Source organism: Salinicola sp. JS01, from assembly GCF_030284585.1.
Lineage (GTDB): Bacteria > Pseudomonadota > Gammaproteobacteria > Pseudomonadales > Halomonadaceae > Salinicola.
Window position 1 is genome coordinate 4,061,651 of record NZ_CP127244.1, and the last position, 22,332, is coordinate 4,083,982.

Sequence of the window (22,332 nt, forward strand, 5' to 3'; positions counted from 1 at the left end):
ATCGTCCCAGCGCGGCTATCCCTTGTGAGCTTGTGATGCTGTAGACCATCTCTTGTACTGTTATACGCACAGTAAACAAGCATAATATTAGAAACAACGCCACAAAAGAATTAATCGTGGCTTCAGAGGCGGGGCGTCGCTGCGTCTAAAACCGAAGATTATTTAGGTTTAGAGGGGGCGCTTCCCGCTTGGCTTAGCGAGAGAGGCCAGGTTCAAGAGCGCCCGAATTCCTTTAACTCACCCAGCGCATTCTGGCACCCCGCTTCGACCTAATCGAGTTCGCGCTGCATGGCGCGGATGTCTTTCAGCTGGCGTTCGAGGTTGGCGCGCTTGTTCGGCGAAGGTTTCCAGCATACGCTCGAGTTGGCGCAAGCGTCCTTCTCGCGATAGACGCGAGTCTTGCAGTACAGAACATGAGATCCATATGCTCAGCGCATTGGCTATCCGGGCTGCTGAGCTTAGCTACTGCCACTCATCGAGCCAGACGCTACCCCCGCACTGCTCTGCGAGTATATCGAACGTCGCCTTGAGTGAGCCCATGAAGCGGCACTGTAGTCTCCGACATGCATCACTTAATCGACAGCGACATCGCAATTGCGCGGCTCCAGCAGCGCCTCACCTTTGGCCAGGGTACTCCTCAGTTCGAGTAGCACAGCTGGCGTCAGCGGTATCTCGGGGCTCTCCTTGAGCAAATGAAAGATCCATTTTTATTTCTCTGGCTCGCTCCTGAGCCCGAATATGCGCACTTCTTTCTGCATCGCAGGAAGCAAAAATATATTTCATCTATAATTTCTTCGCTGTAACCACGAAGAAGTGGATTTTATGTTTTCTTGAAACTAAAAGTTCGTCCTAGCAAAACATTTCCCCTATTGAATAACACTTGCAGCATGCGCGCCCACAAAATTGAGCCGAGGGTGCAATACAGTGGGCGCAACCGTGCCGGAGCTGGTTAGAGCGCATTTTGTCGTGCAACCCATTGCGTATGCTCTCGAGAAAAAGCCAGCTCTGCTTCATTAATAAACTCTGATAGCAATTCTTCAGATTCTATTTCTTCGAGGCGCCCTTGGATTATCCCAATTTCATGTGCAGTCAACGTATAGGCCGAGGCCAATTCATTAAACTTCTTAATTTGCATCCAGCCGATAATTGACGACGCTAACACTATTAGTGGCTCGAATGGCCAAATCTGCCATTCTGGAAATGAGGGACGGAGCACTAACAGGACAATCGCAGCTCCATATGTCACCGTACATACGACGACCCAACGCGTTGCAGCTTTTTTATTGCCTCTCGCTTTTTTTGTGTACCAACCACGCTGCTCCTTGATGCGGTTTTCCATGTAAAACTGCTTACGTTCCTCAATCGATAGTGCTCTAATGTCACCCATCGAACCAGTGATTTGATCATCTGCGGCCGAATCTGGAGGGATACGATCTCCGATGTATCGGTTGGCTCGTAAGATTTCGCGTAGATGATTTCTGAATTCAGCTCGAATTATCCGAACATCCGTTACATTCTCGAATGGAGCCGATCTCATGCAGTAACGCCAAGTTGAGGTTTTAATTGACTCTGCGAGTGCCCGCCCCTTATACCAATCTTGCTCCGGCTTATTCTTGAAACGATAAAACAATAACGCAGCAAGTGCAATAAATACTACTGCATGTAATGACTGGACTTCTCTACTAGGATTGGCGACCATCGAAATAACTGCGGCCAAGATCAAAAGGCAGTATTCCAATTTCAGGAGGCGGTGATACCAATTCTGAGATTTCTCTGACAAATCACTTGCAGCTTTATATAGTGCCGGATAATCCAAGTGCAAAGATCTCAAGGTGTTATCTCCCTAATACCCGAAACGATGGCATTAGCGTTCCAGCCAACCATCTTATTTGCTGCCAATGAAACACTTATCGGTGTCCGGTCTGCACCCCATGGAATAATTCCAAGAATGGGCTTACCTAGCGATTTTGCAAAATCTATTTCAAACTGGATCCAATCACTATGGGCTACATACATTCCCGCGAGCACAACTACGCACTGGGTGGGACGGATCTGCTGACGAAGTTCTTCTTCAAGTGCATGGACTGACATATGCCCAAATTTCTTGTCAACGGGCACCGAGTAGTTTGTCCAAGAAAAGTTAGGAGCTGAGTTTAAAAATTTGATCGCTCGGTCATACCGTTCGCTATAACGCCAAGCATGGCTTACGAAAAGCCTGTAATTGTGCAGGTAAGGCATACCTTATCTCCGATTGATTTTATTCTGTGGTGTCTAGTGCATGACTTAGTATTCTTTATCGCCGCCAACATGCATAGCATTTGTAATGCAGGCGCAGCAGCAAAGTAAAAGCTGTCGCCGTGACAAGTTTGGTTATGCATTGCTCTTCTCACGCAACAGGCTCAAATATGACCGCTCTTTATCTTTATTAATCCATGTCTCGGTAATGTGCTCGCAAAGCCCGGGGATGTCTTGTTCAAGTGTTGATGGCCACAGGCAAGGGTTGTAATCGTACACCCTTAACATGTGGTCGATATCAAATATCGGGGTAGTCCCTTTTGCTCTAATCAAACATACTGGCTTATTAAAGGCGATACGCATTCCAAGCTCGAAAAGAACATTAGGATTGTGCTCAGATAAATCTACAATAACAAGATCTGCAGCATCTAGGTCGTTCACTATAGTGGATTGGATCACCTCACTCCCTGCTTTTTTTGCTGTTTTTGCATTAAAGTTTGCTTGAACCGCAGCGGGAGTTATCAGGTGTTTTAACACCTCATCGAAGTAGCCTTTGGGATACTGCGACGTTTTTTCAGAAAAAGGCATTGCAACGAATGCGACTAATCCTCCGGCATTTTTCGACTCACCCAGAAGAATAGAAGATGAAGAACCTGAGCGCCCGGCGGTTGCCGACTCAGCACTAGGAGATTCTGATACTCCAGTTTTTTCTTTTACACTATTTAGAAACTTTAGGTTCTTTTGGTAAAGATCGTAAAACTCATCTTGCAACGATTCATCGACACCGAATTCGGTTTTGAGTGTATTTTTTAGGTACTGGATTTCAGGAAGATTTTCGCCCTGATAATACTCATAAACTTTTTTAAATAGCTCGACATTAAGAAACGCATTTTTCACCGCTTCATATTCTTCCGCTGGCGACTTGGGATAGGCAAATCGTTTTCCAATGTCACCGATTTCAATCTTAGCCGTATCGCGTGTTCCAATTGTTAGACCGTAATCTCTAGATGAAGCGGTGAGGTAGAAAAAGTTGTTGCCTTTACCCATATCTAAAGCGGAGGCGATGTCGGCTGGTGACCATGGGTTGCCTGCATTGAGGTCTTTTATGACCTCTACAACTTTTTTGCTCTCTTCGATGCTATACTGAGGAAATTCACGTTTTGGCTTGCGCTTGGGTTTTGCCCTTGTTTTACCAGTTGCACCACTCTTAGGTGATTCAGGCTTTGCTGCCTCTTCTGGCTTTTCTGTGCCAGCATCATCGCTCATGACTATTCCCCCTAGATCAAATTGAACTGCTTCGCACTGCATAACGCCGAAGTTCAACCGTCGCTTTAGCAGTCGGCTAGAGCGTCTTGTTGGGCTCGGTCCGCTATTCTCTGCTCGGAGTTTTGACTAGCCCGATTAGCTCTTGGCCGAGCCAGCTTAATCGCCACCGAGCTAATCCTGACCTGAGAGAAAAGCCCAGCGCAGCAATAAAGACCGCTGCACCGCTCGCAACCACTCCAATGTTCAAGCCTCCCATAGAGCCTCCAACAATAGAAAACATAATAGTTGTGGACGCAATCATCGTTGTTATAAAAAAAATCGGAAACGCATAGTCTTTTTCAGCCAAACCTTTAGCCAACAACTGATTTGCTAAGTATCGATCCCTGGATTTAACTATACCGGACCCTAGAGGAAATGCTGGCACTCGTTTTTTTATTTCCAAGAGAAACTGCGCTTCTTTTGGCGACAAAGATTTTAGTATATTCCGAACTTCTTCTCCTATGTGCTCGCCTTGCGCTGCCCGAATCAACAAACTTTGCCAGATGGCGCTAAGTTCTTCATCGGCTGGATCAATATCCTGAACACCCTCTACCCAATCTTCAAAGAGACTTAGCTGATTGATAGAGGGCTCATTCTGGCCAAAAGGCCGATCTCCCTTTATCTTCTCATTAACTGCTTTAATGTGCGATTCGAGATTCCTTTTCCTACGTTTTTCTTTCAAGCTATCAATACTTTCTTTGACATAATTTCTTATCTCCAAGCCAACCAAATCAAAAGTAGGCTTAAATAGAGCTGTCAGTGAAGGTGTTAGGGAGATGTCCTTACTGGTGGGCGTTAATTCCCCACTTTCATTTGCACCACTTTCGCTCATTACTCATCCTTTCTTATGCCCAGTAGGGGTAGGTAGCCGCTGACTTTACCACTTGAACAATCTCGCGCGTTTAACAGACTTATCTAGTCAGCCATTTCGAAATTAACCCATTGATTTTAAAGATTTCTAAAAATAATTAGGCGTGCTTTACAGAATTCACGTGCTCGCGCATTTTGCTCGGCCCGATATAACTGTGCATAGATACAGTCATATCTTAGTGCCCGTTCAGGTGCACTATGGAGAAATCCGCCACGCTACCGCCAGCCATGGAGGATGACGATGGTTACCATCGCCCCAGCGCGGCTCTCCTTTGTAAGCTTGTGACGCTGTAAGCCTTCTCTTGTGCTGTTCTACGCACAGTAACCAAGCATTACATTAGAGACAACGCCACTAAAGCATTAATCAGTCGTGGCGTCAGAGGGAGGGGCACTGGTGCTTTGGAAACCGAGGATTATTTAGGAGGTGGGGAGTGTCACTGGCTGCTTGGCATAACGAGAGCGGCCAGCTTCAAGAACGCTCGGATGCCTTCAATTCGCCCAGCGCACTCTGGCACCGCGCTTCGACCTGATCGAGTTCGCGCTGCATGGCGCGGATGTCTTCTAGCTGGCGTTCCAGATTGGCGCGCTTGTCGGCGAGAATTTCGAGCATGCGTTCGAGCTGGCGTACGCTGCCGTGGTTGCGGTCGTCGTAGAGATCAAGCACTTCGCGTATCTCGATCAACGAGAAGCCGAGGCGTTTGCCACGCAGGGCGAGTTTGAGGCGCACGCGGTCCTTGTCGCGGTAGACGCGGGTCTTGCCGCGGCGCTCGGGAGAGAGCAGGCCTTCCTGCTCGTAGAAGCGGATGGTGCGGGTGGTAACGTCGAACTGCTGCGCGAGTTCGCCAATGGCGTAGGTTGGGCCGGACACGGGCATTGCCTGTTGTTAACTTTTCTTCACCCTACCGGGATTTGACCTTAACGTGAAGATCAACCAAGGCAGGGTGCGCTGCCGCTGTTTCTAGCGGGGCATGCCACTCAGAACAGGGATTCCTGCCGGTCACCAGCAAACTCGGCCAGCGGGGGTAGCGCAACCCGCTCGGCGAGCCGGCTGTAGCACTGTCGCGCCAGCTCCGGCGCCTGGCGATTATCCGGCGTATGCACAAAGAGAAAAGGGGTTTTCCCCTGTTTTATCCACAGGCCAAGCCGTTCTATCCACGGCGCGAAGCGCGCTGCGTTGATCGCTTCATCGAAGTGCCCGATGAAGCGCACGACAGGGTTGACCGCCGTGGAGAGCACGTGTAATGGGACTTTCGGCTTTTCGCCTTGAGCGGCTGCGAGCTTTTTGTCAAGCCCCGCGGGGGTGGCAAATAGCGCGCGAACGTCGAGCATCACGCGATCCACGTCTTGACTTATCAACAAGCGGTTGAGTGACTGTTCCGCCAACCCCTTGTGGAAAAATTCAAGCTCCCGCACTTCCACCGCGCAGGGCAGGCCCGGCGGCCAGCGCGAGAGTAGCTGCGCCAGCGCCGGCAGCTCGGCGTGGCCGAAATCCCGCGGTAGTTGCACCATCAGCGGGCCGAGCCGATCCGCCAGCGGGCCGAGGCCCTCGACGAAACGCGCGAACTCGTCGTCGATCTCTCGCAGGCGCTTGGCGTGGGTCAGCTGGCCCGGCAGCTTGAAGCAGAAACGAAAGGTCGAAGGCGCCTGCGCGGCCCAGGCGGCAATGGTCTCCGCCTTGGGCAGGCCGCTGTAGAAGGTGGTGTTGCCCTCCACCGCGTTGAACACCCGGGCGTAGTCGGCCAGGCCGGCGTCACCGTGGGCCGGCAGCAGGCTGCCGCGCCAGTCGTTGTTGGCCCACATCGCCATGCCCAGGTAGAGCGGCGGCTGGGGTGTCTCCGCGAGGGTCATCGGTCAGCGCAGGCGCTCGGCGTGCAGGGTCACCGTCGGCGAGACGATATCGTGCTGGGCGCTGATCATCGCCAGTTCGCGGGTGCCGGCGCGGCGGGTGTGTTCGAACAGCATCTGCACCGCGGCGGCGGTCTGCTCCAGTGCCCGCGCCGGGCCTTCGTCGCCGAGCCCGGCGCGCAGGCTCTGGGCCAGGAACATGGCGGCGGTGAAGTCACCCGCGCCGTTGGGCGGAATGGCGAAGTCGACCTTGGGCGTGGCGATGCGCCAGCTGCCGCCGGCGGCGTCCACCAGCATGCCGATATGGCCGGCGTCGTCGTCCGCCACCTCGAGCGAGGTGACCAGCACCACCCGCGGGCCCTGGGCCCGTAGCGCCGCGGTGGCGGCGAGAGCGTCTTCCAGGGTGTGAATCTCGCGCCCAGCAAGGAAGCCGAGTTCGAACTGGTTGGGGGTGACGATATCGGCGCGGCGGATGGCGTGATCGCGCATCCATTCGGGAATTCCCTCGCGCACGAAGAAGCCGCGGCCGACATCGCCCATCACCGGGTCGCAGCAATAGAGCGCCTCGGGGTTGGCCTGCTTGACCCGGTCGACGCTGTCGAGCACCGCACGGCCGATGCCTTCGTCGCCCATGTAGCCGGAGAGCACCGCATCCACGCCGCCCAGACCGACCAGCGATTCGACGCCATCGAGCACCTGGCGCAGGTGGGCGGGCGAGAACACCTCGCCGGTGAAGGCGCCGTAGCCGGTGTGGTTGGAGAACTGGACCGTGTTGATGGCGGTGACTTCCAGCCCCAGCCGCTGCAGTGGGAAGACCGCGGCGCGGTTGCCGACATAGCCGTAGGCGACGTGGCTCTGGATGGAGATGACATGGGTCATGGCGCGTTCCTACCGCGGGGAAAAAGCACAGTGTAATGCCCCAAATGAACGAGGGGCAGGGCTAGGCCTCGGCACGGCGGCGTCTCGACGCTGGCAGGCGGTGGCGATATGCTCGCGAAGTGGCGACCTAGGCCCCGCCGCGCCGCCACCTTACCGTGTTCAAGGATCGAAACCGTATGCTGTCAGCCGAGCGCGCCGCCGCTTCTCCTTCCGCGTTGTCTTTACCCGCGTCGTCTTCCCCCGCGCTGCCTTTTTCCGCATCGTCTTGCCCGCTATCGGCGTCTCTTTCGGCGCCGCGCTTACGCGTCCGCCCGATGGCTGCGCTGCACCGGCATGCGGCACTGCTGGGGAGCCTGCTGCTGGCGCTGGTAGTGGCCGGCTGCAGCAGCGCGCCGATCACCAGCGTGACGCCGAGCGGCGATGCCGAGACCCGGGTCGAGCGCCAGGATCGCGCCACCAGCTGGCAGCACCTCCCCGGCTGGAGCCGGGATCAGCCGATGGCGGCGTGGAGCGCCTTTCGCGAAAGCTGCACCCGGCTGGCGCGCAAGCCGCTGTGGCGCGGGGTGTGCGCCGATGCCAAGTCGGTCGACCCGCTCAACGCCCAGGCGATTCAGCAATTCTTCGAGACCCGCTTCACGCCCTACCGGGTGACCAACAGCGACGGCAGTTCCACCGGGCTGATCACCGGCTACTACGAGCCCATCCTGCGCGGCTCGCGGGTGCGTGGCGGCCCCTACCAGACGCCGCTCTACGAGTATCCGAAGTACTGGAAGAAGCACACCCACGTCGGCCCGACCCGCCGCGAGCTGATGCGCAGCGGCGATCTGAAGGGTACCGAGCTGGTGTGGGTCGATGACCCGGTAGAGGCAGCCTATCTACAGATCCAGGGCTCGGGGCGCATCGAGATGACCGATGGCACCACCATGCGCGTGGCCTATGCCGGCACCAACAATCAGCCCTTTCGCTCCTTCGCCAAGCGGCTGATCGATCGCGGCGAGATCACCCCCGCCGAGGCCACGCTGCCCGGCGTGCGCGCCTGGGCCCGGCGCCACCCGAGCCAGGTGGAAGAGATGCTCAACGTCAATCCGCGCATGGTGTTCTTCCGCGAGCTGACCGGCGACCAGGCGCTTTCCGACAGTAGCGGCCCGGTGGGCGCGCTGGGGGTGCCGCTCACCTCCGAGCGCAGCATCGCGGTCGACCCCGACGAGATCCCGCTCGGCGCGCCGGTGTTTCTCTCCACTACCCAGCCGCTTTCCAACCAGCCGCTGCAGCGCCTGATGGTGGCTCAGGATACCGGCAGCGCGGTCAAGGGCGCGGTGAGAGCGGACTTCTACTGGGGCCACGGCGACGCCGCCGGCGAAGCCGCCAGCCGGATGAAACAGCGGGGCGAGATGTGGGTGCTGATGCCCAAATGAGAGCGCGCCCGATCGCTTGGGCGCTCTCTGGACATTGCGGCCCTCGCTAGCGAGAGCCGGCGAACATCTTGCGCACCCGCAACGCCGCGATCACCTGAATGACGCCGTAGACCAGCGCGACGATCCCGATCCACAGCGCGGTGGCCACCAGGCCGCTGAGCGGGCTGACGACGAGCAGGATACCCAGCAGCAGCGCCAGCACCCCACTGAGAACGGTCCATCCCTCTCCGGGCGCCCAGCCCTGGCCGGCCACCGGGCGGCGAATGCGCAGCCCCAGCAGCAAGCGATAGACGCCGGCGATGATCAACCAGATACCCACCAGCACCAGCAACGCGCTGGCCATGGAGAGCGGATCGAAGATCGCGAGCAGGCCGAACAGTATCGACAGCACGCCGTAGCCGATCAGCCATCCCTTGCCCGCGCCTCGATAGGCCGTCGCCGTCATGAACAGCGTGGAGACGCCTTCCGCCAGTGCCATGATGCCCATGATCCAGGTCAACGCCGCGATGGCGGCCAGCGGCTGAAACACCGCGATCAGGCCGAATACGATGGCGATGACGCCGAACGTCATCAGGATCCACCAGCTACGTCCGATGAGACTTCTCGTTGCCATTGACGACTCCCATTGATATCCCTGTTCGAGGAAACCTGAACGCTGCACCGAATCTATCGTTCAATACCGATCTTCAACATAGACCTTCACGGGAGTGACTTCGATGACCGAATCCGCCCCGCCGGCAGCGCCGCTGGCCATTGTCACCGGCGCCACCGCCGGACTCGGACTGGAAACTGCCAAGGGCCTGGCAGCGAACGGGTATCGCGTCATCGTCGCCGGACGCAATGCCGACAAGGGCAAGCTCGCCTGCCACGCGGTGCGCGCCCATCAGCCCGGTGCCGAGGTTCGCTTCGAGTGGCTCGATCTCGACAGTCTCGCGTCGGTGCGTCAGTTCGCCGCGCGCCTGCGCGAGCGCGAAACCGAGCTGCACCGGCTGATCAACAACGCCGGCATCATGGCGCTGCCCAAGCGCGAGCGCACCGAGGACGGCTTCGAGCGCCAGTTCGGGGTCAACTATCTCGGCCACTTCCTGCTCACCAGCCTGCTGCTGCCGCTGCTGGTCGCCGCCTCGTCGGGGGATTTAGCGCCTGCGCGCGTCGTCCAGCTCTCGAGCCTGGCGCACCGCAGCGGCAGGATCGATTTCGACGATCTGAATGGAGAACGCGACTACGATCCCTGGCGCGCCTACCGCCAGTCGAAGCTCGCCATGCTGCTGTTCGCCCAGGCGCTGCAGCAACGGAGCGACCGGCACGGCTGGGGGTTGTTGAGCGTCGCCGCCCATCCCGGGCTCTCCCGCACGGCGCTGTTCGATGCCGGGGTGAAGAGCCGCGCGCTGATCGGCCAGGCATTCAAGCTGGTGATGCCGCTGGTCAGCCAATCCGCCGCCGAAGGCGCCAGGCCCACGCTCCACGCTGCACTCGCCGATGACGTGCGCCCCGGCGACTACTTCGGCCCCGACGGCTTCAGCGAGACCCGCGGCGCACCCAAGCGCGCCCATCGCAGTGCTGCGGCCAGGGACCGGGCGGTGGAAGATCGGCTATGGACAGTGTCGTGTGAATTGACCGGGGCGGCGTGGTCAGCGGATGGTTGAAGACTCACGCCACGGGAATGGTACCGCCGTCGACGACGAACTCGGAACCGGTGATGCTCGCCGCCCTGGATGAGGCCAGGAACGCGATGAGATTGGCCACTTCCCCAGGCGAGGAGGGCCGTCCCAGCGGAATGCCCCCGAGCGACTGCATGATGATCTCCTTGCCGCCCTCGTAGTCGGTACCCGCCTCCTCGGCCAATCGCTCGGCGAGCGCGACTGATGCCTCGGTTTCGACCCAGCCCGGCGACACCCGTACCACCCGCACGCCTTGAGGCGCCAGCTCCTTGGACAAGCTCTTGCTGTAGGTGGACAACGCCGCCTTCGCCGCAGCATAGGCCGTGGTGGACTCCGGCAGAGGCAGCGCTCGCTGAATGGACGTCACATGAATCACGACCCCAGAGCCGCGCGCCATCATGTGCGGTACCAGATGGCGGTCAAGCCGTACCGCGGGAAACAGATTGAGATCGAGCTCCTGCCTCCACTCATCCTCGCCCAGGGCGGTGAAGCCGCCACCCGGCGACGACGACCCGCCCAGGACATGCACCAAGACATCGATATGCCCCAGCCGCTCGCGCGCCGACTCCGCCGCCAGGCGACAGCCCTCGTCGGTGGCGAGATCCGCGGCGATGACGAGCTCCGGGTGCATCGTGTCGGGCCTGTGGCGAGCGGCAGTGACCACACTCGCCCCCAGGTCGAGGAAAAGCTCGACGGCGGCTCTGCCAATACCTTTGGTACCGCCGGTCACAAAGACACGAGTATGCTGTAAGCCCAGGTCCATGATCGTTCCTTTTTAGCTATCGTCTTGGTTCAAAAAGCCAACCCGCTCGGTGAAATGCCATTATCTTCGCTGCTGAAAGGGAAACAAGAACGCACGAAATAGTAAGAGGCTTACCCAAAAGTTATGGCCAAGAATCACACGCCGGAGAGCGCCGCGCTCGAGCTGGAATCGATATTCAAACTACTGAAAGGGAGATGGAAACTGCTGATCATCTTCCACCTCTTCGATGGCAAGATTCAGCGTTTCTCCGATCTCGAACGCCAGATCCCGGGCATCTCCCAGAAGATGCTTGCCCAGCAACTTCGCGAGCTCGAAAACGACGGCATCGTCTCCCGGAAGGTCTATCCCGAGGTGCCACCCAAGGTCGACTATCGGATGACCTCCTGGGGACAGGAACTTTGCCCCGCCCTGGATGCACTTCTGACATGGAACGAGAAATCCGAGAAACAAAAAGGGGAATAGATCGCAGTGTCATTCGTCTTACCTGCAGCCGACAGTGACAGGAATTCTCCCGCTGTCGACCGCGGCCCCATGTCGAGGTCGCAGACATTTCGATGACAGGAGTCGATGATGAAAACTCAGATCGTGTCCCACCTGGCCCGAGTCGCCGCCGCCGTGGCGCTTGCCGGATTTCTGCCCGTGCTGGCGCAGGCCAACGATAGCATCGCCCAGCAGGAAGCCATGCAGCGACTGCACCAGCCGCTGAATCTGCAGCCGGCGATGATGACGGCCAACCAGTTCGGCGACTGGCGCGTGGATATCGGCGCCGGCCAAAGCGAAGCCAGCGCCAATGCGCTGCGTGCCGAACAAAACCGCACCGGCATGACCACCATGAAAGCGCTGGGCCGGGCCCAGCAGAGCTTGATAGCGGAAGGGCAGAGTGCTGCTCAGATGGACGTTGTGAAACGTCTCTACAGCGTCGATCCCGCCTGAGAGATGCTTGATGGATAGCGACCTTCACGTCAAAGCCGAGGCTAATCACCTCGGCTTTTTGCTGTCTTTCTACCCTGAATACTGTCTGAAAAGTCGACGAGCTAAGGCCGGGCCGGGGCGCGCAGCCAAGGCAAAAATCGGCGAAAACAGTCCCGTCTTTCGCTTCAGTTCACGGGTTGTAGATGAGCATTTTGACGGGGGCACCGAGCGCGCTGACGCTCCAGCCGATTTTTAACGCTGCATGGACGAGCACAGTACTTTTCGGACAGTGCCTATAACCTAGAATTATTTTTGCTTTTCCCATACCGACATCAACTTCCTTTAGTCCATACCGACATGGCACTTCCTGATATCTTCAGGGAAACGCTGACAGCGATCGGCGTGGGGTTACACCTACCCCGACCGCTTTACTCAGGTTCAATTCAATCGCCTTTTCCATGAAAAAGCGACCCATGATTCAGGGCTTTCGGCGGCCCTTCGTCATGCTGGCCAGTACGCCGTCCCGACGAATCAAGCCGTGGTACAAGGCTGCCGCCAAGTGGAGAAGAATGAGCGCGAACAGGCTCAGCGCCAACCAGGTGTGGGCGAAACGCAACGCGCTGTAGAGCGTGGGAGAAGGCGAGACCAGATCCGGTAGCGTGACGCCGGCAAAGAGGGTGACCGGATAACCGCCAGCCGAGAGCATGGTCCAGCCGATCAGCGGCATCGCCAGCATCAGCGCATATAGCATCCAGTGGGAGAGGTGGGCGGAGTGGCGCTGCCAGGGCTGCAGGTCCGCGGGCAGCGCCGGGGTGCCATATCGCCAGCGCACCAGAAGCCGCACGATGACCAGCGCGAGAATCGCGATCCCCAGCGGTTTATGCAGTTGCACGAGCCATACATGACGCTCGGAAACCGTGGCCACCATGCCGACGCCGACAAACAGCATCGTCAGGATCATGATCGCCATCAGCCAGTGAAGCAGACGGGCAGGAAGGGAAAAGGTAACGGCAGTCCGCGGGCTCATGATCGTGGCTCCTGGGTCGAGGATGTCGCCGATTCGGCCTCCTCGCGAGTGCGTCGGTTGTAGGATTCCGAATAGGCCGCGGAGCGCGCGCTCAACAGCGGGTCATCGGAGCCGGCGATACCGTCGGGCAGCACCAGCGGGTCGTAGTTGATGTCACGACAGGGGCCGTCGGCCTGATCCTGGGCCCGATCGATGGTGACGATGCCGGCATCGATCTGGCGGCGGTCCGCGGGCCAGGCCAGGGTGGCATCGTTGGTGGGGTCGCCGGGATTGGCCACGGTCACGATCAGGTGCCAGCGCTGGGGACCTTTATCCAGGCGTTCCCGCAGGTCATGGGAGAGGAAATCGGGATCCTGCTTCTGGGCATCGGTCATCGGCTTGAACGGCGCTTCCGGCACCAGCCCCCAACGCACGAAGTGAGTCGTCCCGCCGGCATCGATGAAGCGGAATGCGTCGAGACTGTTGTACTCGACATTGACGAAACTCGAGGAGTGCCGGGCGGTTTTCACCCAGGCCAGGAATGGCTTGGTTTCCGGATGGCCGGCAAAGAAGGCCCCCATCTTCGCGGGGTCCGGCTTGCCGCTCCGGGGATCCGGCTGGGAGGCTTGCAACAGTTCCCAAAACGCCTGTGGCGTCGATACCGGGAACACCGGCATCGCGTTCATCGCGGTTCGCCACTGCTCACCGTTCGGCAACTCGAATTGCAGCGCGAAACTGCGTATCGGCGGCATGCCATCATCGGCATGGGGGTTGCCTCCGGGGATCGCGAGGCGGCCGATGAGCGGGCTGACCTGTCCCGTCGCGAAAACCGTGGCACGCGAGAGACTCTCTGCATTGCCATTGCTCTCGAAACTGCCCACCACGCAGTACCCCTTGGCGTGATTGCGGCGATAACCTTCATGAACGCCGGCGTTGTCTTCCAGCGTATTGATCATCCGATCCGGGGTCAGCCGGCCGGGGTCCAGCCAGCCGCCAACATAGGCGAAGGCCGTCGCCAGGATGGCGACAACGAGTCCGATGACCGTGAACCGGAATATCGTGTTCAGCGGTGGTGGGTTTTTCGGGGTCATGTCTGCTCCGGGGAGGTGGCCTGCATGGAGCGAGTAGGACGCCGCTGCCGATACTTTATTCCCGCTCGGTCATTGCGTACCTGAATCCCGCCGGAGAGCGATTGACGATTCCCTTGACGATGAAAGGGAATAGAATTCCCTCCGGTTCGTCCTACAGCGACTTCCTTCGATACGCTGGAACCTCCATGAATCCACCCGATGACGATCAACTGCGTGAAATCCTGCCCCGTTTGCGGCGCTTTGCCGTGTCGCTGACCCACGATCCCAGCGATGCCGACGATCTGGTGCAGGCGACGATGGAAAAAGCGATCGGCCACTGGCAGCGCCGCCGCCCCGACGGCGATCTTCGCGCCTGGCTGTTTTCGATTCTGTATCGGCAGTTCCTCGACGGTCGGCGTCGCGCCGGGCGCTATGCCCGGCTGCTGCAGCTGTTCACCAGCGAACCTCAGACCAGCGCCTCGGCGGAAGATATCGTCGTGGTCAATGCCAGTTGGGACGCCTTCGACCAGTTGCCCCCCGAGCAGCGGGCCCTGCTCATGCTCGTTTCGGTGGAGGGGTTGAGCTATCGCGAGGTGAGCGAAACCCTGGATATTCCGATGGGGACGGTCATGTCGCGACTCTCAAGAGCGCGTCGATCTCTGCGCGAGCTGGATGAAGGAGAATCACGCGAGAAGCGTCCGGCACCGTCACTCAGGAGGCTCAAATGAACCCGAATCAACCCACCGAACAGGACCTGCACGCCTATCTCGACGACCAGTTGGACGCCGAGCGCCGGCAGTGGGTGGCAGCCTGGCTCCAGGCCAATCCGGAGCGGGCGGCGGAACTCGAGGCGTGGCGTCGGGACGCCCAACACTTGCGCGCGCGCTACGCCAATCCGGAACAGTGGCCGGCCAACCCCGCACTCGATCCGGCTGCGATTCGCCGCCGTCAGCGAGCGGGGCAGCGGCGCTGGCTGGCCACGGCTGCCATGTTGGTCATGGCCCTGGGTATCGGCCTGACCGGCGGCTGGACGATGCGCGACATGACGAGTCCGGACTCGCCACCGCCAATGGCGGATGCGGTCCAGGCCTACCGCCTGTTCACCGCTGACGTTTCGCTCGACGGCCATGACGCCATCGACAAGGGCCATATCGTCGATGCCAATGACGCCACGGCCACCACGGCGCCTGTGCCGGCCAGCCACGGTCGGGAACAGATCGCCAGGTTATTCCGGGCCCATTTCAGCGACGGGATCATGCCGCCGGATCTCAGCGCCGCCGGCCTGGAGATGACCGACGCCCGTCTGCTTGCCACCGATCAAGGGCCCGCCGCGATGGTGGTCTATCGCGACCAGAGCGGACGCCAGATGATGATGTATATCCGCCCGCCGGGGGCCGGTCACCACATGCTGGAGCCGGGCAAGCGAGTCGACGGCAAGCTCATGGCGCAGTACTGGTCGAAGGGCAACTACAACTATGCCATCGTCAGCCAGCCCGACGATCCCAACGCCGCGATGCTGGAGCAGATGCTGCGCGAGAGTTGAGCCGTGCCATTCGCGTGAGATCGCTCACAGATCCTTGACCAGACGCAGGGCGTCGTAGATCGCGGCATGGGTATTGCGGTGCGAGATCGCATCGCCGATCCGGAAAAGCTGGAATCCCCCGGCCGTGTCCACAGGTTTCATGATCGGCTGCGGGTCACCCACGATCAGCTTGTCGTAGTCCACCGCGCCCTGGTTGCTCGACAGCGGCTTGAGCGACTCGTAGAGATCCTCCATGGGCAGGGTGCCGAAGTTGACCACCACCTGGTCGACGCGGCGCTCCTTGCCCACGCGGGTGTAGTCGCTCTCCACCGACGCCACCAGTTCGTCACCCTCGCGCCGCAGCGCGACCAGGCGGAAGGTCGGCGTGAAGGTCGTATCGAGCACCTGCAGCGAACGCAGGTAGGGCACCAGGTTCATCGCCATCACCTCGGGCGCCAGCGCGCGGTCGGCGGTCATGTACTCGACCCGGGCCCCGCTCCTGGCGATGATCTCGGCGGCCTGCAGCGCGGTATGATCACCGGCATCGTCGTAGACCAGCACGTTGCCCCCGGCTTGGCATGCCCCGAGAGAATGTCCCAGCCGGTCACCGCCAGTTCGTTGCCCTGGCTCAGCGCCTGCTCGTTGGGCAAACCGCCGGTGGCGACGATGACCACCTCCGGCGACTCGGCGATCACCTCCTCCTGCTCGGCGAAGACATTGAAGTGGAAGGTGACACCCAGCGCCTGACAGCGCTCGTAGCGCCAGTCGATGATGCCCATCATCTCGCGCCGACGCTCGCTCTGAGCGGTGAGGCGAATCTGCCCGCCCGGGACGTCGGCGGCCTCGAACACCACCACCTCGTGGCCGCGCTCGGCGGCGACCCGGGCCGCTTCCATTCCCCCGGGGCCGGTTCCCACCACCACCACCTTGCGCCGCGTCGCGGCCGGCGCAATGGTGTGCGGCATGCTCGTCTCGCGCCCGGTGGCCGGGTTATGAATGCAGTAGGCGGCGCCACCCTGATAGATGCGATCGAGACAGTAGTTGGCGCCGACACAGGGCCGGATCTCCTCCTCGCGCCCCTCGATCACCTTGCGCATCAGGTGGGGGTCGGCCATGTGTGCACGGGTCATGCCGATCATGTCGACCTTGCCCGAGGCGATGGCGTGACGCGCGGTGGCGACGTCCTGGATCTTGGCACCATGGAAGGTGGGGAAGTCGATTTCACGCTTGATGTCGCCGGCGAAATCGAGATGCGGCGCGCTGGGCATGCCCTGGATGGGGATGACGTCGGTGAGGCCGGCATCGGTGTCGATGTGCCCCTTGACCACGTTGAGGAAGTCGATCAGTCCGCTGTGCTTGAACCGGCGCGAGATCTCCATGCCGTCATTGGCGTCGAGGCCACCGGGCAGACACTCGTCACCGGTGTAGCGCACGCCCAGCAGGAAGTCGTCGCCGACCCGGGCACGAATCGCCGAGAGCACCTCGAAGGTAAAGCGCAGGCGGTTGTCCAGGCTACCGCCGTAGGGGCCGTCGAGTTCGTTGGTCAGGGGGGACCAGAACTGATCCATGAGATGGCCATAGGCCTGGATCTCGAGCCCGTCGAGCCCCGCGGCATGCATGCGCTCGGCAGCATCGACATAGTCTTGGATCACACGCTCGATATCCCACGGCTCGGCCTTCTTGGGATAGGCCCGGTGGGCGACCTCGCGGTGGTTGGAAGCCGATATCACCGGCAGCCAGTCGCCCTTGTCCCAGCGCGTGCGCCGTCCCAGGTGAGTGAGCTGGATCATCACTGCGGTGCCATGCTCGTGGCAGGCGTCGCTCAGCTCGCGCATCCATGGCACCACCTCGTCCTGGTAGGCGAGGATGTTGTTGAACACCGGCGGGCTATCGCGGGATACCGCCGCCGAGCCGGCGGTCATGGTCAGCGCCACACCGGCCTTGGCGCGCTCGACGTGATAGGCCCGATAGCGCGCCTTGGGCATGCCGTCCTCGGGATAGGCAGGCTCGTGGGAGGTCAGCATGACGCGGTTCTTGAGCGTCAGGTTCTTGATCGTCAGCGGCTGCAGCAGGGGATCGTTCTTCACGGTCAGGCACCCTTGTTATTGTGGGGTGGACTCCACGCTAGCGCCACCTGTACACCAGTGTCAATTTAAATGACACTGGTGTACACGAAAGGTCAAGGCGGGTCTAAAACACCGGCCTCCGGCCTGCTACGCTCAGCATCCTGCCCACCGTCACCAAGGACTCATCGTGAAAGACGAACTCGCCAACAACCGCAAGGCGTGGGTCGATGCCGCCTATACGCTGTTGATCGGCGCCGGGGTCGGCGCGGTCAAGATCATGCCGCTGGCCAAGCAGTTGAAGACCTCGCGGACCAGCTTCTACTGGCTGTTCAAGGATCGCGAGGAGATTCTGGAGGCGCTGCTGGCACGCTGGGAGGCGCAGAACACCCAGGCCGTCATCACCCAAAGCGAGCGCTACGCCGCTTCGATCGTCGAAGCTACGCTCAACGTCTTCGACTGCTGGTTCGATCCCGCGGTGTTCGATTCCGAATTCGAATACGCCGTACGCAGTTGGAGCCTGCAGGACCCGGCGGTGGCCAAGCGCGTGCAGCGCGCCGACGCCGAGCGGCTGGCCGCGATCCAGGCGATGTTTTCGCGCTTCGGCTACCCCGCGCTGGAGGCGGATACTCGCGCGAGGACCGTCTACCTGCTCCAGATCGGTTACATCTCCATGCACGTACAGGAGAGCAAGGACACCCGCATTACCCGGGTCGCCGAGTACGTTCGCATCTTTACCGGTCAGCCCTGCACCGAGGCGGACCTGGCGCGCTTCGCCGACCGCCATCGCGCGCGCTTTCCCGCCACTGCACCAGCGGAATCCAACTAGGCTATCGTCTCGCTCAGTTGCTCGACCGCCTGCCTAATCTGCAAGATCAGCGCCTCATCCTGCGTGGCGTTGATCAACAGCGCCGCGCCCACCCAAGCAGCAACCAGCGCCAAACGATCACGTGACGGCGGATTACCGGTGAAGTCGGTGATCATCGCGCTGAGTCCCTCATCATAAGCTTGGCGGAAAGCGCTCGCCTGCGGACAGCGCGCAGCGTCTGACGAGAGCATCGCCATCGGGCAGCTCCGATCCGCCGCCTTGGGTTCGAGATAAAACGCGGTCAGACGCCGCGGCTGATCGGCATCGCTCGCGCCCGCAGCAGCGCTCAATGCTTCGCTCGCGCTCTCAAAAGCGTGACGACAGGCCTCGGCCGCCAGTTGTTCCTTGCTACCGAATTGCTTCGACAAAGCGCCTTGGGTCAGACCCACCGACGCCATCAGCTCTCGCACGCCGATACCGTTCAGTCCCTTTTCGCGGATCAGGGCGGACGCCGCCACCACAGCGGCTTCGCGATTGAGGGCGGCACGTTCCTTGGAAACTCGACTCATCTTTCGACTCTTTTTAGATGACACTCGTAATCTATCAGGCTAGATTGATTATGTCATTCGAGAAGTACGTCCCATAGTTTTCACTGGAGAAAGCCATGAAACTCAAAGATGCCGTCGTCCTCGTGACTGGCGCCAATCGTGGCCTGGGAAAGGCCTTTGCCGAGCGTGCGCTGACGTTGGGCGCGAAAAAGGTCTATGGCGCAGCACGCAACCCTGATGGAGTAGCCATCCCGGGCGTGATACCGGTTCAAATGGACGTGACTTCACCTGACGAGGTGAAGATCGCAGCCAAGCGCTGCCATGACGTCACCCTACTGATCAACAACGCCGGCATTGCCGACTCGCGCCCGCTTCTCGATGCTGAGGCGGAAATCGCCATGCAAGCAGAGTTGGCGGTGAATCTATTCGGCCCATTGCGTGTCACGCAGGCCTTTGCACCCGTGCTGAAGGCCAATGGTGGTGGCGGAATCATCAACGTGCTCTCGGTCGCCAGTTGGATCAATACGCCTTTTCTTAGCACCTACGGCGTCAGCAAGGCCGCGGCCTGGTCGCTGACAAATGGCCTGCGACACGCGCTCACCGAGCAGCAAACCCAAGTATTGGCGCTACATGTCGGCTTTATCGACACCGATCTCACCCGCGATCTAGATGTGCCCAAGACGGCTCCTGGCGAGGTCGTGGATAAGACTTATGCAGCGCTCGAGGCGAATGCGAGAGAGGTGCTCGCCGACGAGATTTCCCGAAGCGTGCATCAGTCGCTCTCCGACTCTCCCGAGATATACCAATTGCCTCTGGAGCGTTGATGGCAACGAATGCCAGTTGTAGAGGTCGCCCTAGCCTCTTCACTGTATCCCTCCATCGTTTTGTCTCCCGGCCTTCCTCCTGCTCATTCAACGGAGAAGCGCCTAGGCGCTGTCTGAAAAGTCGACGAGCGAAGGCCAGGTAAGGCAAAAATCGGCGAAACCGGAACGGGCTGGCGCGCCAGCCGATGTTTAACGCCGCATGGGCGAGCACAGTACTTTTTAGACAGTGCCTAGCCCGGCTGCGCGGCCGGTGTTCATCACCCGCGATATCCCGCGCGAGTCGCTGGAGAGCCTGCTGGTGGCGGTGAGCTAAAGACGCCTCGTGGCACCGATGTCCTATCGGTGCCACGAGGCGCTCTCGTCTCATACCTGCCGCCAGCACTCTTAAAATGGTTAACCATTAGTCTCAGGTTGGCAGTACCCGATCCCTTCCAGCCCCCTGCCTGGACGTACCTAGCCGTAACAGACAGGCGTCACTCAAGAATCCCGTAATCATCTGATAACCAGAAGCATTTTTTGGCGACCGCGTGGCCGCTTCTTTCGTTCAGACGGGGTTGAGCCGATTCATCCACTTCGAGTGATGGCGCTGCTGCGACCAAAGTCGGTCTTCTTTTCACTGCAGGCCCTCATTACCGTTAATTGGTCAACCAATTCACGGAACCCGTTCTATGCAGCCGGCTACCCACCGCGTGATCGCCCCCGCCGATATTCCCGCCCTTCGACGACACGCCTATCGGATCCGTCGCCATGCGCTCCTCATGGGAGAAGTGCAGGGCCAGGGTTACGTGGGCCAGGCCCTGGGCATTGCCGACGTCCTCGCGGTCGCCTACTTCCGTGCCATGAATCTGCGCGCCGACGACCCCGAGTGGGAAGAGCGCGATCGCTTCCTGCTGTCGATCGGTCACTACGCCATCGCTCTCTATGCCGCGTTGATCGAGGCAGGCGTCATCAGCGAGAGCGAAATCGAGAACTACGGCAGCGACGACAGCATGCTGCCGATGTCCGGGATGGCGGCCTACACCCCCGGCATGGAGATCACCGGCGGCTCGCTGGGCCACGGGCTGGGAATCGGTGTCGGCATGGCGCTCGGCCTGAAGCGCAAGCAGAGCCATTCGCGCATCTTCAACCTGCTCTCCGACGGCGAACTCAACGAGGGCTCGACCTGGGAGGCCGCCGCCTCGGCCGCCCACTGGAAGCTCGACAACCTGGTCGCCATCGTCGATGTCAACGATCAGCAGGCCGACGACAAGTCGTCGAGCGTACTCGACTACGAGCCCTTCGCCGACAAGTGGCGCGCCTTCGGCTGGACCGCGCTACGGGTGAACGGCAACGACATCGCCGCGCTGGTCGAGGCCTTCGATAGCGCACTGGAAAGCGCCGACGGCAAACCCTGCGTCATCATCTGCGACACCCTGATGGGGCGCGGCGTGCCGCTGCTCGAAGACCGCGACAAGACCCACTTCATACGCGTCGACGAAGACGAATGGCGCATCGCCCTGAAGCAACTCGACGATACCTATGCCCATTCATCCCACGCCGCAGGGAGCGAGCACTCATGACGACCCAACCGCGACTCAAGACATCCGCGATGATCGCTTCACTGGCGGCGGAAGGTCAGCCGACCACCTCGGCACCCTTCGGCCATGCCCTGGTCGAGGCGGCCGCGGCCGATGAGCGTATCGTCGGCATGACCGCGGACCTGGGCAAGTACACCGACCTGCACGTCTTCGCCCAGGCCTATCCCGAGCGCCACTATCAGATGGGGATGGCCGAGCAGCTGCTGATGAGTGCCGGTGCCGGCATGGCACGCGAGGGTTTTATCCCATTTGTGACCACCTATGGCGTCTTCGCCTCACGCCGGGCCTACGACTTCATCTGCATGGCGATCGCCGAGGAGAAACTCAACGTCAAGATCGTCTGCGCGCTGCCGGGCCTCACCACCGGTTACGGGCCGAGCCATCAGGCGACCGAGGACATGGCGATCTTCCGCGGCATGCCGAACCTCACCATCGTCGACCCCTGTGATGCGGTGGATATCGAGCAGGCCACCCATGCCATGGCCGCCCACGATGGGCCGGTCTACCTGCGTCTGCTGCGCGGCAAGGTGCCCCGCGTGCTCGATCGCTTTGCGGACTACCGCTTCGAGATCGGCAAGGCGCGCAGACTCATGGATGGCGAGGATGCGCTGATCATCTCCTCCGGGCTGATGACCATGCGTGCCATCGAAGCCGCCGACCTCCTCGCCGAGCGCGGCATGCACGTGGGAGTGCTTCACTCGCCCACCATCAAGCCGCTGGATGCGCAGACGATTCTCGATGAGATTCGGCGTCATCCCCAGCGCCCCGTCTACGTGGCGGAGAATCACTCCGTCATCGGCGGGCTGGGCGAGAGCGTGGCCGCACTCCTGATGAATGCCGGCGTGCATCCGGAGTTCCACCAGATCGGGCTGCCGGATGCGTTCCTCGACGCCGGCGCACTGCCCACCCTGCATGACCGCTATGGCATCTCGACCCAGGCAGTGGTGAAGACCCTGGCGTCGCGCATCTCGCTCACGCACGCCAGCTGAGCCGGAACGCGCCATAGCGAGGGCTTCACCACGTACCGTC

Annotated in this window: 22 protein-coding genes and 1 pseudogene; 10 read left to right on the forward strand and 13 right to left on the reverse strand. The window is 60.1% G+C overall.

Features of this window, described 5'->3' with window-relative positions; all coding sequences use genetic code 11:
• Positions 1–949: 949 nt before the first annotated feature.
• From QO259_RS18545 to pdxY, 7 genes are all read right to left on the reverse strand, one after another.
• The gene (locus QO259_RS18545; protein ID WP_285951127.1) at positions 950–1,831 is read right to left on the reverse strand and encodes a DUF4231 domain-containing protein; all 882 of its coding nucleotides are present in this window, start codon (positions 1,829–1,831) and stop codon (positions 950–952) included.
• Entirely contained in the window at positions 1,828–2,238 is a 411-nt protein-coding gene (locus QO259_RS18550; RefSeq protein WP_285951128.1) for a TIR domain-containing protein, read from the reverse strand. Before QO259_RS18550 ends, QO259_RS18545 begins: the two co-directional genes overlap by 4 nt.
• Before the next feature lie 132 nt (positions 2,239–2,370).
• Positions 2,371–3,501, reverse strand: coding sequence for a TIR domain-containing protein (locus QO259_RS18555; RefSeq protein ID WP_285951129.1), 1,131 nt, complete (start codon positions 3,499–3,501; stop codon positions 2,371–2,373).
• A 103-nt stretch (positions 3,502–3,604) separates the two neighbouring features.
• Entirely contained in the window at positions 3,605–4,372 is a 768-nt protein-coding gene (locus QO259_RS18560) for a hypothetical protein (protein ID WP_285951130.1), read from the reverse strand.
• 507 nt (positions 4,373–4,879) lie between these two features.
• On the reverse strand, positions 4,880–5,284 hold the full coding sequence (locus QO259_RS18565) for a MerR family transcriptional regulator (RefSeq protein WP_035475471.1): 405 nt from the start codon (positions 5,282–5,284) through the stop codon (positions 4,880–4,882).
• A gap of 101 nt (positions 5,285–5,385) precedes the next feature.
• On the reverse strand, positions 5,386–6,258 hold the full coding sequence (locus QO259_RS18570; protein WP_285951131.1) for a DUF72 domain-containing protein: 873 nt from the start codon (positions 6,256–6,258) through the stop codon (positions 5,386–5,388).
• Between the two features lie 3 nt (positions 6,259–6,261).
• Positions 6,262–7,134, reverse strand: coding sequence for a pyridoxal kinase PdxY (pdxY, locus tag QO259_RS18575; protein ID WP_285951132.1), 873 nt, complete (start codon positions 7,132–7,134; stop codon positions 6,262–6,264).
• Between the two features lie 314 nt (positions 7,135–7,448).
• Here pdxY and mltA point away from each other — a divergent pair, with 314 nt between their 5' ends.
• Positions 7,449–8,549 carry a murein transglycosylase A gene (mltA, locus tag QO259_RS18580; RefSeq protein ID WP_285951133.1) on the forward strand — a complete coding sequence of 367 codons (1,101 nt, stop codon included), beginning with the start codon at positions 7,449–7,451 and terminating at the stop codon, positions 8,547–8,549.
• Between the two features lie 46 nt (positions 8,550–8,595).
• On the opposite strand, the gene QO259_RS18585 is transcribed toward mltA, so the two are convergent.
• The gene (locus QO259_RS18585) at positions 8,596–9,162 is read right to left on the reverse strand and encodes an HdeD family acid-resistance protein (protein ID WP_285951134.1); all 567 of its coding nucleotides are present in this window, start codon (positions 9,160–9,162) and stop codon (positions 8,596–8,598) included.
• 103 nt (positions 9,163–9,265) lie between these two features.
• Here QO259_RS18585 and QO259_RS18590 point away from each other — a divergent pair, with 103 nt between their 5' ends.
• Positions 9,266–10,195 (forward strand): oxidoreductase, encoded by a 930-nt coding sequence (locus QO259_RS18590; RefSeq protein ID WP_285951135.1) that lies wholly within the window; start codon positions 9,266–9,268, stop codon positions 10,193–10,195.
• 4 nt (positions 10,196–10,199) lie between these two features.
• Here the strand turns inward: QO259_RS18590 and QO259_RS18595 are convergent, their stop codons facing one another.
• A complete protein-coding gene (locus QO259_RS18595) occupies positions 10,200–10,973 on the reverse strand; it encodes an SDR family oxidoreductase (RefSeq protein WP_110715279.1) in 774 nt (257 codons plus the stop codon).
• Positions 10,974–11,096: 123 nt separating this feature from the next.
• On the opposite strand from QO259_RS18595, the gene QO259_RS18600 reads away from it, so the two are divergent.
• Complete coding sequence (locus QO259_RS18600) at positions 11,097–11,435, forward strand: winged helix-turn-helix transcriptional regulator (RefSeq protein WP_110715278.1); 339 nt, start codon at positions 11,097–11,099, stop codon at positions 11,433–11,435.
• A gap of 108 nt (positions 11,436–11,543) precedes the next feature.
• The gene (locus QO259_RS18605; protein WP_285951136.1) at positions 11,544–11,906 is read left to right on the forward strand and encodes a hypothetical protein; all 363 of its coding nucleotides are present in this window, start codon (positions 11,544–11,546) and stop codon (positions 11,904–11,906) included.
• Between the two features lie 457 nt (positions 11,907–12,363).
• On the opposite strand, the gene QO259_RS18610 is transcribed toward QO259_RS18605, so the two are convergent.
• A complete protein-coding gene (locus QO259_RS18610; protein ID WP_285951137.1) occupies positions 12,364–12,912 on the reverse strand; it encodes a cytochrome b in 549 nt (182 codons plus the stop codon).
• On the reverse strand, positions 12,909–13,982 hold the full coding sequence (locus tag QO259_RS18615; RefSeq protein ID WP_285951138.1) for a catalase family peroxidase: 1,074 nt from the start codon (positions 13,980–13,982) through the stop codon (positions 12,909–12,911). Before QO259_RS18615 ends, QO259_RS18610 begins: the two co-directional genes overlap by 4 nt.
• 101 nt (positions 13,983–14,083) lie before the next feature.
• On the opposite strand from QO259_RS18615, the gene QO259_RS18620 reads away from it, so the two are divergent.
• Both QO259_RS18620 and QO259_RS18625 read left to right on the forward strand, forming a co-directional pair.
• On the forward strand, positions 14,084–14,689 hold the full coding sequence (locus tag QO259_RS18620) for an RNA polymerase sigma factor (protein WP_285951139.1): 606 nt from the start codon (positions 14,084–14,086) through the stop codon (positions 14,687–14,689).
• Positions 14,686–15,504 (forward strand): anti-sigma factor family protein, encoded by an 819-nt coding sequence (locus tag QO259_RS18625; RefSeq protein WP_110715273.1) that lies wholly within the window; start codon positions 14,686–14,688, stop codon positions 15,502–15,504. Before QO259_RS18620 ends, QO259_RS18625 begins: the two co-directional genes overlap by 4 nt.
• Before the next feature lie 24 nt (positions 15,505–15,528).
• Here QO259_RS18625 and QO259_RS18630 read toward each other — a convergent pair.
• Positions 15,529–17,570: pseudogene (locus QO259_RS18630) on the reverse strand (oxidoreductase).
• Positions 17,571–17,736: 166 nt separating this feature from the next.
• Between QO259_RS18630 and QO259_RS18635 the strand changes: the two are divergent.
• A complete protein-coding gene (locus tag QO259_RS18635) occupies positions 17,737–18,375 on the forward strand; it encodes a TetR/AcrR family transcriptional regulator (protein ID WP_285951140.1) in 639 nt (212 codons plus the stop codon).
• Here the strand turns inward: QO259_RS18635 and QO259_RS18640 are convergent.
• Positions 18,372–18,923, reverse strand: a complete 552-nt coding sequence (locus QO259_RS18640; RefSeq protein WP_110715270.1) for a TetR/AcrR family transcriptional regulator — start codon at positions 18,921–18,923, stop codon at positions 18,372–18,374. The genes QO259_RS18635 and QO259_RS18640 overlap by 4 nt on opposite strands.
• 95 nt (positions 18,924–19,018) lie before the next feature.
• Here QO259_RS18640 and QO259_RS18645 point away from each other — a divergent pair, with 95 nt between their 5' ends.
• The 3 genes from QO259_RS18645 (at position 19,019) to QO259_RS18655 (ending at position 22,292) form a co-directional block, all read left to right on the forward strand.
• Positions 19,019–19,726 (forward strand): SDR family oxidoreductase, encoded by a 708-nt coding sequence (locus QO259_RS18645; protein ID WP_285951141.1) that lies wholly within the window; start codon positions 19,019–19,021, stop codon positions 19,724–19,726.
• Positions 19,727–20,484: 758 nt separating this feature from the next.
• Complete coding sequence (locus QO259_RS18650) at positions 20,485–21,285, forward strand: transketolase (RefSeq protein ID WP_285951142.1); 801 nt, start codon at positions 20,485–20,487, stop codon at positions 21,283–21,285.
• On the forward strand, positions 21,282–22,292 hold the full coding sequence (locus QO259_RS18655) for a transketolase family protein (RefSeq protein ID WP_285951143.1): 1,011 nt from the start codon (positions 21,282–21,284) through the stop codon (positions 22,290–22,292). Before QO259_RS18650 ends, QO259_RS18655 begins: the two co-directional genes overlap by 4 nt.
• The last annotated feature ends 40 nt before the right edge of the window (positions 22,293–22,332 follow it).